10 protein-coding genes are annotated in these 16,915 nt (G+C 36.0%); 7 read left to right on the plus strand and 3 right to left on the minus strand.

Annotation, left to right across the window (positions count from 1 at the left end; genetic code table 11):
- Positions 1–141: 141 nt before the first annotated feature.
- Entirely contained in the window at positions 142–702 is a 561-nt protein-coding gene (locus ACUTSE_RS06020; RefSeq protein ID WP_445639573.1) for a DUF4136 domain-containing protein, read from the minus strand.
- Between the two features lie 21 nt (positions 703–723).
- Positions 724–2,712 (minus strand): urocanate hydratase, encoded by a 1,989-nt coding sequence (locus tag ACUTSE_RS06025; RefSeq protein ID WP_445639574.1) that lies wholly within the window; start codon positions 2,710–2,712, stop codon positions 724–726.
- Positions 2,713–2,930: 218 nt separating this feature from the next.
- Between ACUTSE_RS06025 and ACUTSE_RS06030 the strand changes: the two genes are divergently transcribed.
- From ACUTSE_RS06030 to hemL, 3 genes are read left to right on the plus strand one after another with little or no spacing between them, the layout of a single operon-like run.
- Positions 2,931–3,815, plus strand: a complete 885-nt coding sequence (locus ACUTSE_RS06030; RefSeq protein ID WP_445639575.1) for a 1-aminocyclopropane-1-carboxylate deaminase/D-cysteine desulfhydrase — start codon at positions 2,931–2,933, stop codon at positions 3,813–3,815.
- A 4-nt stretch (positions 3,816–3,819) separates the two neighbouring features.
- The gene (locus ACUTSE_RS06035; RefSeq protein WP_445639576.1) at positions 3,820–4,743 is read left to right on the plus strand and encodes a glucosaminidase domain-containing protein; all 924 of its coding nucleotides are present in this window, start codon (positions 3,820–3,822) and stop codon (positions 4,741–4,743) included.
- 6 nt (positions 4,744–4,749) lie between these two features.
- Entirely contained in the window at positions 4,750–6,030 is a 1,281-nt protein-coding gene (gene hemL, locus ACUTSE_RS06040; protein WP_445639577.1) for a glutamate-1-semialdehyde 2,1-aminomutase, read from the plus strand.
- Positions 6,031–6,092: 62 nt separating this feature from the next.
- On the opposite strand, the gene ACUTSE_RS06045 is transcribed toward hemL, so the two are convergent.
- The gene (locus tag ACUTSE_RS06045; protein ID WP_445639624.1) at positions 6,093–6,692 is read right to left on the minus strand and encodes a ribonuclease HII; all 600 of its coding nucleotides are present in this window, start codon (positions 6,690–6,692) and stop codon (positions 6,093–6,095) included.
- A 445-nt stretch (positions 6,693–7,137) separates the two neighbouring features.
- Here ACUTSE_RS06045 and ACUTSE_RS06050 point away from each other — a divergent pair, with 445 nt between their 5' ends.
- The 4 genes from ACUTSE_RS06050 to ACUTSE_RS06065 all read left to right on the plus strand — a co-directional run bounded on the left by ACUTSE_RS06050 (position 7,138) and on the right by ACUTSE_RS06065 (position 16,915).
- A complete protein-coding gene (locus tag ACUTSE_RS06050) occupies positions 7,138–10,383 on the plus strand; it encodes a SusC/RagA family TonB-linked outer membrane protein (RefSeq protein WP_445639578.1) in 3,246 nt (1,081 codons plus the stop codon).
- Between the two features lie 19 nt (positions 10,384–10,402).
- Entirely contained in the window at positions 10,403–11,950 is a 1,548-nt protein-coding gene (locus ACUTSE_RS06055) for a RagB/SusD family nutrient uptake outer membrane protein (RefSeq protein ID WP_445639579.1), read from the plus strand.
- Between the two features lie 192 nt (positions 11,951–12,142).
- Positions 12,143–13,258 carry a hypothetical protein gene (locus tag ACUTSE_RS06060; protein WP_445639580.1) on the plus strand — a complete coding sequence of 372 codons (1,116 nt, stop codon included), beginning with the start codon at positions 12,143–12,145 and terminating at the stop codon, positions 13,256–13,258.
- 474 nt (positions 13,259–13,732) lie between these two features.
- Positions 13,733–16,915: a SusC/RagA family TonB-linked outer membrane protein gene (locus tag ACUTSE_RS06065; RefSeq protein WP_445639581.1), complete on the plus strand. Its 3,183-nt coding sequence runs from the start codon at positions 13,733–13,735 to the stop codon at positions 16,913–16,915.

A 16,915-nucleotide genomic window follows, 5' to 3' on the forward strand; every position in this document is an offset into this window, starting at 1 on the left:
ATAATAGATGTGTTTTTCTAGACCTTATGTATAAAAATGGAGCTTAATTTGAAATGTTTTTATGGTAAATATAAATGCCCTAAGAAGTTGAATACTTCTCAGGGCATTTATATTTTAATCACTCTTTTTGTGTAATTTATTTTATTTCTGTAATTCAGGCGGATACGTACTCAATATTTTCTGTACAAAATCCTGAATTTTTGCTTCTTTCTTTTCAGGTGTATTGGCGTTGTCTATATAGCCTGTTCCAATCCCTTGCCATATTAAAGCCTTTTTATTTGTGTCGATGAAGTCAATGTATAGTTTTCCTTCTATTGATGTGGATACTGTTGTTGAATTAGGCCCCCAGTACGGTGCATAACCCCATCCATAGTAGCCATATCTCGAGTAGAAGTAATCGTTGTTTGTGGTAACGTTTACTTGCTGTTGTGATTTAGTAAAAATATTTACTAACAATTGAGGGTTACTATCTGTTTTAGTAAAACCTTTAGCCGTCATTTCTTGGTCAATCGCAAGAAGAATGCGTTTTTTATCCAAGTCGTTTAATTTTACATTATCAATACCTTCTTTAAAAAAAGCATAGGTTTTGTATGCTGTAAAATTGATGTTTTTGTCATAATCGGCACTAACACGTACACTACTACAAGAAGCTGTAAAAATACTGACAGCTGCAAGAATTAGAAATTTTGATACCGTTTTCATCGCTTACTTATTTTTTGTGAGTTAATTCAATAAACTATCATCAACGATATTTGGAATTGTAACCTTTAATAACGGTTCAATCTCCATGGCACGCTTAATAGCAAAAGTAGCCTCTTTGTTTCGAGCCCAGTTGCGTCGTGCAATACCGTTGTTTACATCCCAGAATAACATAGATCTTAATTTTTCATCGGATTCTTTAGAACCATCTAAAAGCATGCCAAATCCTCCGTTGATTACTTCTCCCCATCCAACGCCACCGCCATTGTGGATAGAAACCCAAGTAGCGCCTCTAAAGCTATCGCCAATCACGTTTTGAATAGCCATATCAGCGGTGTATCTAGAACCATCATAAATGTTAGATGTTTCACGGTATGGGGAATCTGTTCCCGATACATCGTGGTGATCACGCCCCAAAACTACTGGACCAATTATTCCTTCTTTAATCGCTTTGTTAAAAGCTTCTGCAATTTTAATGCGGCCTTCTGAATCAGCATATAAAATACGTGCCTGTGATCCAACAACTAGTTTGTTTTCTTGTGCACCTTTAATCCAACGGATATTATCAGCCATTTGTTGCTGAATTTCTGCTGGTGAGTTTTGCATAATCTCTTCTAATACGCGGCAAGCAATTTCATCTGTTTTAGCTAAATCTTCTGGTTTTCCTGAAGCACATACCCATCGGAAAGGACCAAAACCATAATCAAAACACATCGGTCCCATGATATCTTGTACATAACTAGGATATTTAAAATCGATGCCATTTGCAGCCATTACCTCTGCTCCAGCTCTAGAGGCTTCTAGCAGAAAGGCATTTCCATAGTCAAAGAAATACGTTCCTCTAGCGGTGTGTTTATTAATCGCTGCCGCTTGTCTGCGTAATGATTCTTGTACTTTTTCTTTGAATAAAGTTGGGTTATTAGCCATCATGTCATTTGCTTCTTCAAAAGATAGTCCTACAGGGTAATATCCTCCAGCCCAAGGGTTGTGTAAAGAGGTTTGATCAGATCCTAAATGAACAAATAGGTTGTCTTCTGCAAATTTCTCCCATACTTCAACTATATTTCCTTGGAAAGCAATCGATACGATTTCTTTGTGCTCTTGTGCTTGTTTTACGCGTTGTACTAACGCATTGAGATCCGTAACCACTTCATCCACCCATCCTTGAGAGTGTCTCGTGTGTACTGCTTTTGGATTTACTTCCGCACAAACGGTAATACATCCTGCAATATTACCTGCTTTAGGCTGTGCTCCACTCATTCCTCCTAATCCAGAAGTTACAAATAACTTACCTGTAAGGTCCTCACCGTTTTTAGCAATTTTACGACCTCCATTTAATACGGTGATTGTTGTTCCATGCACAATTCCCTGTGGGCCGATGTACATATAACTTCCAGCTGTCATCTGACCATATTGTGTTACGCCTAAGGCGTTGAATTTTTCCCAATCATCAGGTTTAGAATAGTTCGGAATCATCATTCCATTGGTTACTACAACGCGTGGTGCTTTAGCATGTGAAGGGAATAATCCCATCGGGTGCCCTGAATACATGACTAACGTTTGCTCGTCCGTCATTTCAGCTAGATAGCGCATGGTTAGTAAGTATTGTGCCCAATTTGAAAAAACGGCCCCATTACCACCATAGGTGATCAATTCATGTGGGTGTTGTGCAACTGCATAATCCAAATTATTCTGAATCATCAACATAATTGCTTTAGCCTGTGTAGAATTTCCTGGATACTCTTCTATTGGTCTTGCATACATCTTGTAATCGGGTCTAAAGCGATACATGTAAATACGACCATATGTTTCTAATTCTTCTTTAAACTCTTGGATTAACTCGGAATGATGTTTAGCATCAAAATAACGTAAAGCATTTCGCAAGGCAAGTTTCTTTTCCTCTTCTGTCAATATTTCTTTGCGTTTTGGAGCGTGATTAATTGCCGGATCATACTCCTTCTTTGCTGGTAGCTCATTTGGAATTCCTTGTAGAATTTGTTCCTTAAAAGTCATTTTCTGAGTTTTTTGTGATTAATTATTTATGTGTTTTTTAAGTAAAAACCTAAAAACTATTAACTAGTTTTGTTGCGTAGTCTAGCTTTGGATTTTGACTCGTTTTTGCGTAGGTAAGTTACTAAAAACTCTTGTATTATTTGTTTTAATATTTATACAAAAAAAAACGTTTTTAGTTAAACCTATCGTAAATTAATCGATTGTAAATGTGATAGGTAATGATAGATTTGTTTTCAAAAGAGAAGGTGCCAACGGTAAAAGTAGAGCGTTCATTCAGCAATGGAATTGAATTGTTTATTCGCAGAGAAGACCTATTGCATCCGGAAGTGTCAGGTAACAAATTCCGAAAATTGAAATACAATATGGAAGCGGCTGTATCAGAAGGGCATCGACAAGTGTTGACTTTTGGAGGAGCGTATTCCAATCATATTGCAGCAACAGCTGCGGCTGGAAGAATAGTAGGGATGCAAACCATTGGTGTAATTCGAGGAGAGGAAATCCAAGAAAACTACCGAGAGAACCCAACGTTGAAAAAAGCGGAAGAGGATGGAATGCGTTTTAAATTCGTAACGCGAACGGAGTACAGAACGAAAGATTCAACTGCTTTTTTAGCCAAGTTAGCAGAAGAGTTTGGTGATTTTTACTTGGTTCCAGAAGGAGGGACAAATGAAAAAGCAATCAAGGGGACGGAGGAAATTTTGAAGGAAGAAGATAGGATCTATGATTATGTGTGTTGTGCAGTGGGAACTGGAGGCACGATAGCAGGAATTGTCAATCGTTCTTTTTTACATCAACAGGTTATCGGTTTTCCTGCATTGAAAGGGGATTTTCTAATGAAGGAAATTAAGAAGTATGTAAACAAAGAAAACTGGAGATTGGAAACAGCGTATCACTTTGGAGGATATGCAAAATATAATGCTGATTTACTGCAATTTATACGCCATTTTGAACGAGATACAGGAATTCTTTTAGACCCAATTTATACAGGTAAACTACTTTTTGGTATCTTTGATTTAATTGAGCAAAATCAATTTAAAAAAGACAGTAAGATTCTCGCCATTCACACGGGGGGCTTGCAGGGGTGGAATGAAAAAATAAAATAGCTATATGATAAAAAAAATCCTTTTACTGTTCTGTTTACTCGCACTTGTAAGTTGTGGGGTGAAGAACAATTCCAAACTTACGGGGAGGAAGTCGAAAACGAAAGAGTTGGTCTCTAAGGAGCAATATCGAGCACAACAAAAAAAGGTTGAAGAACAACGTCGCATTCAAGATGATGCGAAACGAGAACGAGATAAACGTACAGCAGCTAAGAACAGTGAAACGTTAGAAGCTACTTCGCGAATTTCTGTGACCGCTGATATGATTCAAGATTATATTTTACAGTATAAAGACATTGCGAAGGACAATATGTCTTCTTATGGTATTCCTGCAAGTATTACCTTGGCACAAGGGGTATTGGAATCTGGATCAGGACAGGGAACGTTGAGTCGAAATGCAAATAATCACTTTGGGATTAAATGTCATAAAGAATGGGATGGGCCATCCGTTCGTCATACTGATGATGCACCAGATGAGTGTTTTAGAAAATATGACGCACCAGAGGAGTCTTATCGCGATCACTCTCAATTTTTGGTGTCACGTAGCCGTTATAATGATTTATTTCTCTTAGAAAAAGATGATTATGAAGGATGGGCGCATGGTTTGAAAAAAGCAGGTTATGCAACAGATCCTAAATATGCTAATAAGTTGATTAGCTTGATTGAGCGTTATACTTTGGATCAATATGATCGTGAAGTATTGGGATTGACTTCACCAAGACCTAAAAAAGAAATAGAGAAAAAAGCAGAAACAAAAGTGGAGACCAAAGCGAAGGCAGAAACGAAAGCTGGAGCTAAAACCCATGTCGTTCAAAAAGGAGATACTTTGTATTCGATATCAAAAAAATACAATACAACTGTAGCAAAACTACAGAAAACAAATAAACTTGATGGGACTAATCTATCGATTGGTCAACGCTTAAAATTATAAAACACTATGTTATATCAAAGAAGTAGTCAGCTTTTTGCAGAAGCTGAAAAAGTTATTCCTGGTGGAGTAAACTCACCAGTTAGAGCATTCAAATCTGTAGGGGGAACTCCTATATTTGTTCAAGAAGCTAAGGGAGCTTATTTGTATGATGTGGATGGAAATAGACTCGTTGATTATATTAATTCTTGGGGTCCAATGTTGTTGGGACACGCGTATCCACCAGTAGTGGAAGCGGTAATTGAAAAAGCTAAAAAGGGTACTTCTTTTGGTATGCCAACAGAAATAGAAACAGAAATTGCTGCATTGGCGGTTTCTATGGTACCTAATATTGATAAAATACGCTTTGTGAATTCTGGTACAGAAGCATGTATGAGTGCGATTCGTTTAGCGAGAGGTTATACGGATAGAGAAAAGATAATTAAATTCAAAGGATGTTATCATGGACACTCTGATTCCTTTTTAATTCAAGCAGGTAGTGGAGCAGTAACATTTGGTTCACCAAATAGCCCTGGTGTAACACAAGGAACGGCAAAAGATACTTTATTAGCTACGTATAATGATTTAGCAAATGTTGCTTCTATTTTAGAAGCCAATAAAGGCGAGGTAGCGGCTATTATTATTGAGCCTGTTGCAGGAAATATGGGGTGTATTCCTCCAAAGCCTGGCTTCTTAGAAGGATTACGTCAGTTATGTGATACGCATGGAACGTTGTTAATTTTTGACGAAGTTATGACGGGGTTCCGTTTGGCACGTGGTGGTGCACAAGAGTTATTTGGTGTTCGCGCTGACTTGGTTACTTTCGGAAAAGTAATTGGTGGTGGATTGCCAGTGGGAGCTTTTGCAGGTTCTGCTCAGGTAATGGATTATTTAGCGCCTGTTGGACCTGTATATCAAGCAGGAACACTCTCTGGGAATCCTTTAGCAATGGCTGCTGGATTGGCGATGTTACAAGCAATTAACAATGATTTAGCGGTGTTTGAGCGCTTAGAAAAAAAAACAGCGTATTTAGAACAAGGAATACGTCGTGTATTGGAAGCAAAGCAAATAAAGTATACGATTAACCGCGTAGGATCCATGATTTCTGTGTTCTTTGATGAACGAGAGGTGGTCGATTTTGATACGGCAGGTTATGGGAATAATGATCAGTTTAAAACATTTTTTCACGGCCTGTTAAAAGAAGGAGTTTACATCGCTCCATCTTCTTATGAAACATGGTTTATTACGGATGCTTTGACGTATGATGATTTAGACTTTACGATTCAAGCAGTTGAGAAAGTATTCGCTTAACAATAGGATACAAGCATAAAAAAAAGACTCTTTTTACTAGTAAAAAGAGTCTTTTTTTTATGCTATAATTCTAATTTTAACTGATCAGGTAAAAGCTTGAATGATTTTCGATGATATTTACAAGGACCGTATTCTAAAATAGCAGCTCGGTGTTCTTGTGTTGGATATCCTTTGTTTTTTTTCCAATTGTACATAGGAAATTCTTCGTGGATTTGATTCATGTAATCATCCCGATACGTTTTGGCTAATACAGATGCAGCAGCTAAACTTAGGTATTTGGCATCTCCTTTGACAATACACTGATGAGGAATAGAGGGAATGGGGGTAAATTTATTTCCATCTACGATTAAGAAATCAGGTATAGGGCGCAGTTGATGTACACTTTCATGCATGGCTTTTATGGCAGCATGTAAAATGTTTAATTCTTCAATAACATCTTCGTGTAAATGTGTTACGCCATAACTTAGAGCCTGCTCTTCAATAATGCTTCTTAAAGCATAACGATTTTTAGCCGAAAGTTGTTTGGAATCATTTAAGATCTCATTGGCGAAATCTGGGGGAAGAATGACAGCAGCAGCAGTTACTGGGCCTGCAATACAGCCTCTGCCAGCTTCATCTGTTCCGGCTTCATATTGTGATTCTGAAAAATGATGTAATAACATAAGCGAAAATATGAAGAACAAAGGTAAGGTTCTACAAGTGAATCCAAAGGCTGAAAAGGTAATATTTGCTAAGAAATCCATTAAATAAATCATAACAACTTAAAATTTAACATTTGATGAAAGTTATAGCCTTTTGGCTTGTTTTGTCTTTGTTTGTTGATAGCTAGTTGGTTGTGTTTTTTTGTGAAAACACGAGCGATTTTGTTGCTGTTAAATGTGAAGGGAATGATAAGGCTTTATTAAGTTTTTTAATGAAAGGTCGTGTGGGAATTATTTGAATTTTTAATTTGTTTTTTTATTGATTTATTTTTTTTAATATAATTTCATTGATTTTATTTCTATTCTTTAGTAATTCGTTGGTTTGTTTCTAGTTAATGATAGGAAAAGTTAACTAGGTTTTAGTTTAGTTTTTTATGTTTGCGAACTAACTAATTCAATTTAAATAATGAGATCAAAGTTAAAATGGACTTTAGTGCTATTTATGGTACTATTTGTGCAATTTTCATTCGCTCAGGAAAAAACGCTAAAAGGGGTTGTGACTGAGGATGGATACCCGTTACCAGGGGTTACTGTTGTTATCAAAGGGACAACAATGGGGACTCAAACGGATTTAGATGGAAACTATGCTATTAAAGTGAACCAAGGAGAGGTGGTTGTGTTTTCGTTTATAGGATTAAAGAATGTTGAACATAAAGTTGCTGCTGCAAACACATTTAATGTGGTAATGAAAGCAGAAGATAGTGTTCTTGATGAGGTTGTAGTAGTAGCGTATGGTACTGCTTCAAAAGAATCAGTAACAGGGTCAATTGCTGTTGTAAAATCGGAAGATATTCAGAAGAGACCTGCGACGAATGCAATTGGGGCTTTAGAAGGTACCGCTGCAGGGGTTCAGGTTAATAATACATCCGGACAACCTGGGGCGGAGCCAGAAGTTCGTATTCGTGGATTTACTTCATTAAGAGGTAAAGTGAATGGAGTGGACGCAAACTCGCCGTTGTATGTAGTGGATGGTGTACCATATGGAGGAAGTATTACAGATATTAACCCTGCGGATATAGAAAGTATGTCAGTATTGAAAGATGCTTCATCAACAACATTATATGGTAATAGAGCTTCTAATGGAGTAATTTTGATTACAACTAAGAAAGGAAATAAAGCAGGAGGATCGTTTAATATAGATATGAAACAAGGTGTCTATGTTAGAGGTATCAAGGAGTATGATCGTGTAGGTGCAGATGATTTTATGAATACGATGTGGACAGGTTACAGAAATGGACAGGTTACAAGTGGGAAATCAGTAGCAGAGGCTAACGATGCAGCAAATGCTAATTTAGTTAATGAGATTTTAAAAGCAAATATTTATAATTTACCTGCAAATCAATTGTTTGAAAATGGTAAATTAAAAAGTAACGCTCAAATACTTGATGGATATAGAGGGGATTTAGATTGGTATAAGCCAATTGAAAGAACAGGTTACTATCAAGATATTAATATGAACGGACGTGTTTCTAACGATAAAGGAGGGGCTTATTTTTCTGCAGGATTTTTGAATAATGAAGCTTATTTTAAAAATTCTGATTTTACCCGTTTTACAGGACGTACTAATGCAGATTATCAAGTAAACGACTGGTTGAAAGTAGGAACAAATTTATCTGGATCACATCAAGTTTCTAATGGAATTACTGCATCAGCAGATAATTCTAATAGTTATGCGAATCCTTTTATGTTTGCAAGAGGAATTGCTCCTATTTATTCTGTGCATATGCATGATCCATCAACTGGAGCATATTTATATGATGAAACAGGTAGTTTAATGTACGATGATGGAACGAAATCTAGAGCACAATATGTTGGAAGACATGTGGTTTGGGAAAATGATCTAAATAGCCGTGAGACAATCCGCAATACATTTAGCGGACAAGTTTTTGCAGATATAAAATTTTTAAACGATTTCACATTTACAATTCGCGGTGATTTAAATACGCGTAATACAGAAGAACGTCACTATGATAACGGGATTATTGGTGATGGAGCTGGAACTAATGGGCGTAGTAGAAGAACGATGTATCGTTACAAAACGTATACAGCTCAACAATTGTTAAACTGGAATAAAGATTTCGGTCAGCACAATGTTCAGGCATTAGTAGGGCATGAAAACTACAGTACAGAATATACCTATTTGTATACAATGAAATCAAATCAAACGTTCCCAGGAATGGTAGATTTGATTAACTTCAATGATGTGACCAATTTATATGACTATACGAATATTTATAGAACTGAAGGATATTTATCTCGTGTTAAATATAATTATGCAAATAAATATTTTGTTGAAGGATCGTTCAGAAGAGATGGTTCGTCAAAATTCCACAAGGACAATAGATGGGGTAACTTCTGGTCAGCTGGAGCTAGCTGGGTTGTAAGTAATGAAAGCTTTTTTAATGTTTCATTTATGGATCATTTAAAAATTAGAGCTTCTTATGGTGAAGTAGGTAATGACATGGCGGCAACATTTTATGCTTATCAAGATTTATATGCTATCGATAAAAACGGTGGTGCTACAGCATTGTATAAATCACAAAATGGTAATAAAGATTTAAAATGGGAAACTTCTTCTTCTTTTGATGTTGCATTAGATACAAGATTGTTTAACCGCGTGAATTTATCTTTGGAATATTTTGACAAACGTTCACAAAATCTATTGACTGATTTAAATCAACCTTTGTCAAATGGATCAACTACTCCAACAGAAGGAGCTTCAAAAATTGTTTCAAATATTGGAAGTATTTCAAATAGAGGAATTGAGATTGCTTTTGATGTAGATGTGATTAAAAAAGGAGATTGGAGATGGAATATTGGTGCCAATGCAACTTGGTTGAAAAATAAAGTGGTGGAGTTAGCACCTGAAAATAGAAAAGATGGTATTCAAACAACATCTTTCCATAAAGCTATGGAAGGTAAAAGTGTTCATGAATTCTATTTGTATCAATATGTTGGAGTAGATCAAATGACGGGTAATGCGCTTTATGAAATCAATAAGGATAAATATAGTGTTGGGAAAAATGATGATGGTAAAGAAGTAATCGATAGTAAGTATGTTACGACAATTAATGGTAATGACTACACGACTTATACGACTTATGCTAAAAAAGATTTCTCAGGTAGTGCAATTCCAAAAGTATCAGGTAGTTTCAATACGATGTTATCATACAAAAACTTCTCTTTATCTGCCTTATTTACCTACAGTATTGGTGGAAAAGTTTATGATAATTCATACCAAGACTTAATGAGTGTAAGTGCAAACCCAGGAGCTATTCACAGTGATATTTTAGGAGCTTGGAATGGTGCCCCAGAAGGAATGACAGAAGGATCTGCTAATCGCATTGATCCAAATGGTATTCCAGTAGTAGATTTTAATAGAGATACTTATACAAGAGGGGATTTATCGACTAGATGGTTAAAAGATGCTTCTTATTTGGTAGTTAAAAATATTAATGTTAGCTACGAAATGCCTAAAGAAACAATGGAGAAAATTGGAGTTAGTGGTATGCGTTTAACATTAGGGGTTGAGAATTTAGCCACTTTTACAAAACGTCAAGGGATGAATCCACAACAAACGTTTAATGGGGTATTATATAATACATATGTTACACCACGTACATTTACATTAGGTGTTAATGTGGCTTTTTAATCAATAAAAAAAAGGAATAATGAAAATTAAATATATAAAATATCTTACACTAGCAACAGTTCTGGCTTTTGCTTCTTGTAGTAAAGATTACCTAGATACTTATCCAACAGACGAGACTTCGCCAACAACTGTTTTTAAGACAACAGAGATGGTGGAAATGGCTGTGAATGGATTGGCTAAATTGATGGTTACTCAGCATATTTCTCAAGGATTTAATGGGGAAGGAACTATCAAAATGTATTATGGTGAATACTCTGGAAATAACTTCAGAGTAAACTTACCAGGATGGGCACCTATTATTAATGGCGTGTATTTTGACAATACGACTTCTATTTATGATTATTATCCTTGGCATTATTACTATATGTTGATTACAAATGCGAATCAAATTATAGATCAAGTTGATGCTGCTGAAGGAACTGATGCTAAGAAAAAACAGTTAAAAGCACAAGCGCTAGGTTATAGAGCATATAGCTATACAATGTTAGCACAATTATATGGATATCGTTGGGATGATAGCAATAACGGGGCACAAGAATGTTTGATTTTAAGACGTTCAATGAATGATCCTGTAAGCATGCCATTGTCTAGTTTAGCGGAGGTATACAAAGCAATTTATGAAGATTTAGACCAGGCACTTGTTTTGGCAGATGAAAGTGGATTAGATCGCAAAAAATTCTTTGAAATGAACCAAGATGTGTATCATGCGATTTATGCTAGAGCAGCTTTAGCTAAAAAGGATTATCCGACAGCTGAAAAACATGCTGTATTAGCACGAGCAAGTTATCCATTAATGAATGAGGCACAGTATAAGGATGGATTTGCAAACCCAACTTCTGAGTGGATTTGGGGTAGTTATGGAGCTTCTGATGAGCAATTGCATTTTTATGCTTACCATGCTTATATAGCATATAACTCTTCAGCTAGTGCTGTTCGTGTTTATCCAAAACGCATTAGTAAAGAACTTTTTGATCAAATTCCTGATACAGATATCCGTAAAGGGTTGTTCTTGGATCCTAAAGAGTATGAGGGGGAATATTCATTAACGACAGGTGAGGTGGAAAAACCAGAAACTTCTAAGATGGATAAAGATACAAGAGCGAAATATCCAGAATTGCGTTCAGATGCTTTAGTGGCAGCTTATATGCAGTTTAAGATTAAAGCAAATGATATGCCAGGAGTTGGGAATATCAACCATTTCCGTTCATCAGAGATGTATTTAATTGAAGCAGAAGCACAGTATTTTCAACAAAATATTGCTGCGGCAAAAGCTACATTAACAGAGTTGAATAAAACGTCTGGTCGTGATACAGCATATGATAATGCAGCGTTAACGGATGCAGAGCTTTTCAAACAAATTGTAAACTATCGTGGGTTAGAGTTATGGGGTGAAGGATTTGATTGGTTTGATATGAAACGTTGGAACTTAGATATTGATCGTAAAGAAGGTGGTAAAGGTGGTAATTATGTGAGTAGCTTAGCAGTTAAAATACCTGCTAATATTGGACATAAATGGACTTGGAAAATACCAGCTCGTGAAGTAGACTATAATTCAGAGTTAAAATAAACTAGTGTTGAACTATAATAGTAGTTTAGAAAAAGGTCGAGATTTGTCTCGACCTTTTTATTTGGAGTTGATTTTTTAAAGTATAGTGTTGCTGATAAAACTTAAAGTGTATTAAACTTGTTTAAAAACTATCTTAATGTAAAGGGCTAACTTATTTAGTTCCTGTATTTTTGGAGATAAATTATTATAGTAATGAATAAATTATTGACCTTGTTGAGTTGTATTTTAGTAACAGCTCCTTTTGTTGTGTCTTGTAGTTCTTCTGATGATAATGAGGGAGGGGAGCCTACTCAGAAAGTGATTCAAGCTGAATTTAAACTCAATGTTGTTCCTGCTATTGAAGCAACAATTGATAATATTCGTCTGATGTCTGCAACTTCTTCAGAGGCTACTTTTTTTACTTTATATGATAGTTTTCTTTTTGATATCCGCAAGGTGAATAGCGAAGGGAAAATTGACATTATCGTAGAAGCTGAATATTTGAAAGATTTTGATGTTAAGAATGTTAAGTTAGATGATAAAATAACGCTAGATAAACAAGGGAATTTTTATACAATCTTGACGAATAAAAGCCAGCCTAATCGAAAAACAATTTGGAAATTTGACGCACAGAGTAAAAGAGTACTTCCTTTTGCTAAAGTACAAAATGGTGATTTAAAATTTATTTCGTTTTGGCCTGCACAAAATAAATTGCTTGTTCAAGATGAAGGGAAAATTTATACCTTAGGGTTGAATGAACAAGAAGATGAGCTGTCATTTTTTATTGGAGGACCTAATGGATCATCCTCTCAACCTAAAGATGGTACAGGAATAGAGGCTTCTGTTCGATTAAATACTCCTGTGTCCTATATTGACCAAGATTTTTATATTTTGGAAAGTGATCGTTTTTTGAGAAAGATATCCTATGCTAAGGATGAAGCTAAAGCAAAAACAATCTCTGTTTTTGAATCAGGGGCTTTCGCTTATTTAACAATGAATAGTGCTACTCAGTTCTATATTGATAGAAAAAAACCTGAAATAGGTTTGTCTGAAGGGGCGTTTGATACACAAGAAATAAAATCGTATTTTTTTACCAAAAATGAATTTTATGGATTTCCGATTGCCTATCAAGGTCAAGTAGATCATGAAATTCTAGTAAGCACAGCTATGCATGTTATTTTAGGTGGTGATAAGAATGGTGTGAAGTTATATACGATGAATACTTACATACCAGTTGGTTCGTCTATGTGGTCTGCAAGTAAAAAATCAATCGTCTTTATCAAAGACTTTAACTATCAAATAAACCACGTAAAGCGCCTTAAATTATAGCGTAAATCAATGGTTTTTAGAAAGGTGTCTGATTCTTAAGGATCAGACACCTTTTTGTTTGCTATCAGAAGCGGTCTAGCTAATTATTTATTTTTTAACAGTAGTGGGGTTATTAGGTAAAATATAGAAATCATTTTTGAATTTCTTTCTATGTATCAATAATTTGTTTGGATTAACTCTTCTTTTTAATAGCTATTATGAGAAAAATGTTAGATAGTATTCGTTAATGAAAAAATAGGAATAATGCTAAAAATATATTAAATGTTTGCTTAGTCTAATATTTGGATACTTGATGTTAGTGTTCAGGATTGTGTTTAAAATGATTGTATTTTAATTAAATTGGCGATAAATATATGAATTATGTATATTTATTTCGTTAGTGTTTGCTTTTTTGTTGATGTGTCGTGTATATGCTAAAACGGTTCTGCTAAAAAAGGTTTAGTTTTGTTTAACTAACTAATCAATTTTTTAAGAATGAGATCGAAGATTAAGTGGATTTATGCGTGCATCATGATCTTACTGGTACAAGTAGGATTTGCGCAGGAAAAAACACTATCGGGAGTGGTATCAGAAGAAGGTATGCCACTACCAGGGGTGACGGTTGTGATTCAAGGAACCCAGATGGGGACACAAACCGATTTAGATGGTAAATATTCCATAAAAGCCAAGCAAGGTGAAGTGCTTGTCTTTTCGTTTATTGGAATGAAAGATGTGAAGCATACCGTTGGGGGTGCTAATGTGTTTAACGTAGCCATGGTTGCTGATGAACATCAATTGGAGGAAGTAGTTGTTACAGCTATGGGAATCAAGCGAAGTGCAAAAGCTTTAGGATACGCAACACAAGAATTAAAAGCGGCTGATATCAACAAAACTGAAAACAGTAGTTTATCAGGTGCTTTACAAGGAAAGCTAGCAGGTGTTCAAATCACTCCATCAAGTGGTGCGCCTGGAGCGTCTTCTCAAATTGTAATTCGTGGAGCTCGTTCTTTTACAGGGAATAATACGCCTTTGTACGTAATTGACGGAATGCCAATCGAATCAACAGCGCCAATTTCTACAGGAAATAGTACGTCAGGAGCAGATATTGCTAACCGTGCGATAGATATTGATCCGAGTGATATTGAAACAATCAATATCTTAAAAGGACAAGCGGCTTCAGCTTTATATGGTATCCGTGCATCTAATGGAGTAGTGGTAATTACAACCAAAAGCGGTAGAGGGCTAAAAGAAGGAAAACCTGTAATTAGTTTTACGTCAACGAGTAGTTTTGAGACCTTATCTAAAAAACCTAGTTTACAAAAAACTTACGCGCAAGGTGTAGATGGAAAATATGATCCTACAAGTTCTATGTCTTGGGGACCTAAAATTTCTGAATTGCCAAATGACCCTAAATATGGAGGGAATGTTGCTAATGATATAAACGGAGGTGTTTTGCGACCAGGACAATACTATGTACCTCAATTAGCAAAAGCAGGATTAGATCCTTGGGTGAAACCAGGAGTATACGATAATATTGATGATTATTTTAGAACAGGTAAAACCTTGACAAATAACTTTAATATTAGCCAAAACACAGGGAAAACAAATTACTCTTTTGGTTTAGCAAATACAACACAAGAAGGGATTATGCCAGGTACGGAAATGAAACGTACGACGATTAAATTCTCGGGTGAAACGAAGTTAAACTCAGAATGGACGACTGGTTTTGCGGGTAGTTATATTACGAGTGATGTTCAAAAAGCTTCTGCGGCAAATAACTCTGTATTGCCAGGAGTTTGGGGAGCACCTGTAAGTTATAATCAAAAAGGAACCCCAATTCATACACCAGAGAGTATTTATGAACAAATACACTTTAGAACAGGTTCATTTAATAATCCTTTTTGGGCAGCGGAACACAATGAGTTTTCTGAAAAAACAGGTCGTTTTTATGGAAATGCCAATATTGCCTATGCACCAGAAATTAGTACAGATGGTTCTAAAAACTTAACCTTCCGTTACCAAGCTGGGGTAGATACGTATACAACACATTATCGCGATGTATATGAATTTGGATCAGGACATAATATGGCTGGAACTACAGCGAATTTGAACTTATATGGAGTGACTAATACGGTGACGAACTCCTTATTTACTATCAACTACGATATGCTATTGGGAGACGATTTCCGTTTTGACATCATGGTTGGAAATGAATTTAATGAGACTAGCCTAAAAATGTATGATGATTTTGGAGGAGGACTGAATTTTGGAGGATGGCCAACGATTGGAAATGCGGTGTCAGTAACATCTGAAGAGACACGTCGTATGAAACGTAATGTTGGGTTTTTCTCGAATGTAGGTTTCTCATACCGTGATATGTTATTCTTGAATGGTACTATTCGTAAAGACATTGTGTCTACCATGCCAAGAGGAAATAGAGACTTTGTATACCCTTCGGTATCTTTAGGTTTTGTGTTGACAGAACTAGAAGGATTAAAAGGGAAGAGTGGTTTGAGCTTTGCAAAATTGAGAGCATCTTATGCTGAAGTAGGACAGGCAGGAGATTATTACAATGATTATTTCTATACACCTAGCTATGCTGGTGGATTCTGGTCTAGTAATCCTGTATTGTATCCACTAAATGGAGCAGCGGGTTATATTCCATATTCAACAATTTATGATCCCAATTTAAAACCGCAAAATACCAAATCATGGGAGTTTGGTGGAGACTTTAGATTCTTTGATAATCGTTTTGGAATTGACTATACTTTCTCACGTCAAGATGTGAAGGACCAAATTTTTCCAGTGCCTTTAGCGGGATCAACAGGGGCAGCTAGTTTTATGACAAATGGTGGTAAAATTCATACAATTGCGCATGAAATTACCGCTTTTGTAACACCAATCCAAACGCAAGATTGGCAATGGACCATCAATGCTAACTTCTCTAAAATTGATTCTAAAGTAGATGAATTGAAAGAAGGAGTAGAGAATATCATGTTGGGAGGATTTGTGGAACCACAAATTCGTGCGCAAGCAGGAGATCGTTTCCCTGTAATTTATGGAAACTCATTCGCTCGTAACGAACAAGGAGATATTTTAGTGGATGAAAATGGTATGCCAATTCTCGGAGTAACAAAAGCGTTAGGAGAGGTGGCACCTAAATTTATCTTAGGAGGTTCTACGAGTTTAACTTGGAAAAGTTGGAACTTAAGTGCAACAGTGGAATGGAAAAACGGTGGAAAAATGTACAGCGGATCCAATATGGGAATGAAACTATATGGAACAGCTGCAAGTACAGGAAATCGTGATCAATCATTCGTATTCAATGGGGTTCGTGAACAAGCAGATGGATCTTATGTAAAAAATGACGTAGCAATTACAAGTGAGACACGTGCAGATTATGAAAATGTGATGAGTAATATTACAGAGAGTAATGTATACGATGCGAGCTTTGTGAAACTACGCGATGTAAGCTTGGGGTATAAGTTTGAGAAAATTTGGAAAGACAAAGTTGATTTGAGAGTATCTGCTTTTGCGCGTAACATATTGTTGTGGTCAAAAATGCCAAACTTAGATCCAGAAGCGTCTCAAGGAAATAATAACATGAGTGGTGGTTTTGAACATTATTCAATCCCTCAAGCCAAAAGTATTGGTTTCTCAGTAAATGTTACATTTTAA

Source organism: Myroides sp. TSA_177.3 (assembly GCF_052691955.1).

Excerpts from the sequence above, each read along its gene's own strand:
- ACUTSE_RS06020 (WP_445639573.1), bottom strand. The coding sequence starts at position 702 with ATGAAAACGGTATCAAAATTTCTAATTCTTGCAGCTGTCAGTATTTTT.
- ACUTSE_RS06025 (WP_445639574.1), bottom strand. The coding sequence starts at position 2,712 with ATGACTTTTAAGGAACAAATTCTACAAGGAATTCCAAATGAGCTACCA.
- ACUTSE_RS06030 (WP_445639575.1), top strand. The coding sequence starts at position 2,931 with ATGATAGATTTGTTTTCAAAAGAGAAGGTGCCAACGGTAAAAGTAGAG.
- ACUTSE_RS06035 (WP_445639576.1), top strand. The coding sequence starts at position 3,820 with ATGATAAAAAAAATCCTTTTACTGTTCTGTTTACTCGCACTTGTAAGT.
- hemL (WP_445639577.1), top strand. The coding sequence starts at position 4,750 with ATGTTATATCAAAGAAGTAGTCAGCTTTTTGCAGAAGCTGAAAAAGTT.
- ACUTSE_RS06045 (WP_445639624.1), bottom strand. The coding sequence starts at position 6,692 with ATGTTATTACATCATTTTTCAGAATCACAATATGAAGCCGGAACAGAT.
- ACUTSE_RS06050 (WP_445639578.1), top strand. The coding sequence starts at position 7,138 with ATGAGATCAAAGTTAAAATGGACTTTAGTGCTATTTATGGTACTATTT.
- ACUTSE_RS06055 (WP_445639579.1), top strand. The coding sequence starts at position 10,403 with ATGAAAATTAAATATATAAAATATCTTACACTAGCAACAGTTCTGGCT.
- ACUTSE_RS06060 (WP_445639580.1), top strand. The coding sequence starts at position 12,143 with ATGAATAAATTATTGACCTTGTTGAGTTGTATTTTAGTAACAGCTCCT.
- ACUTSE_RS06065 (WP_445639581.1), top strand. The coding sequence starts at position 13,733 with ATGAGATCGAAGATTAAGTGGATTTATGCGTGCATCATGATCTTACTG.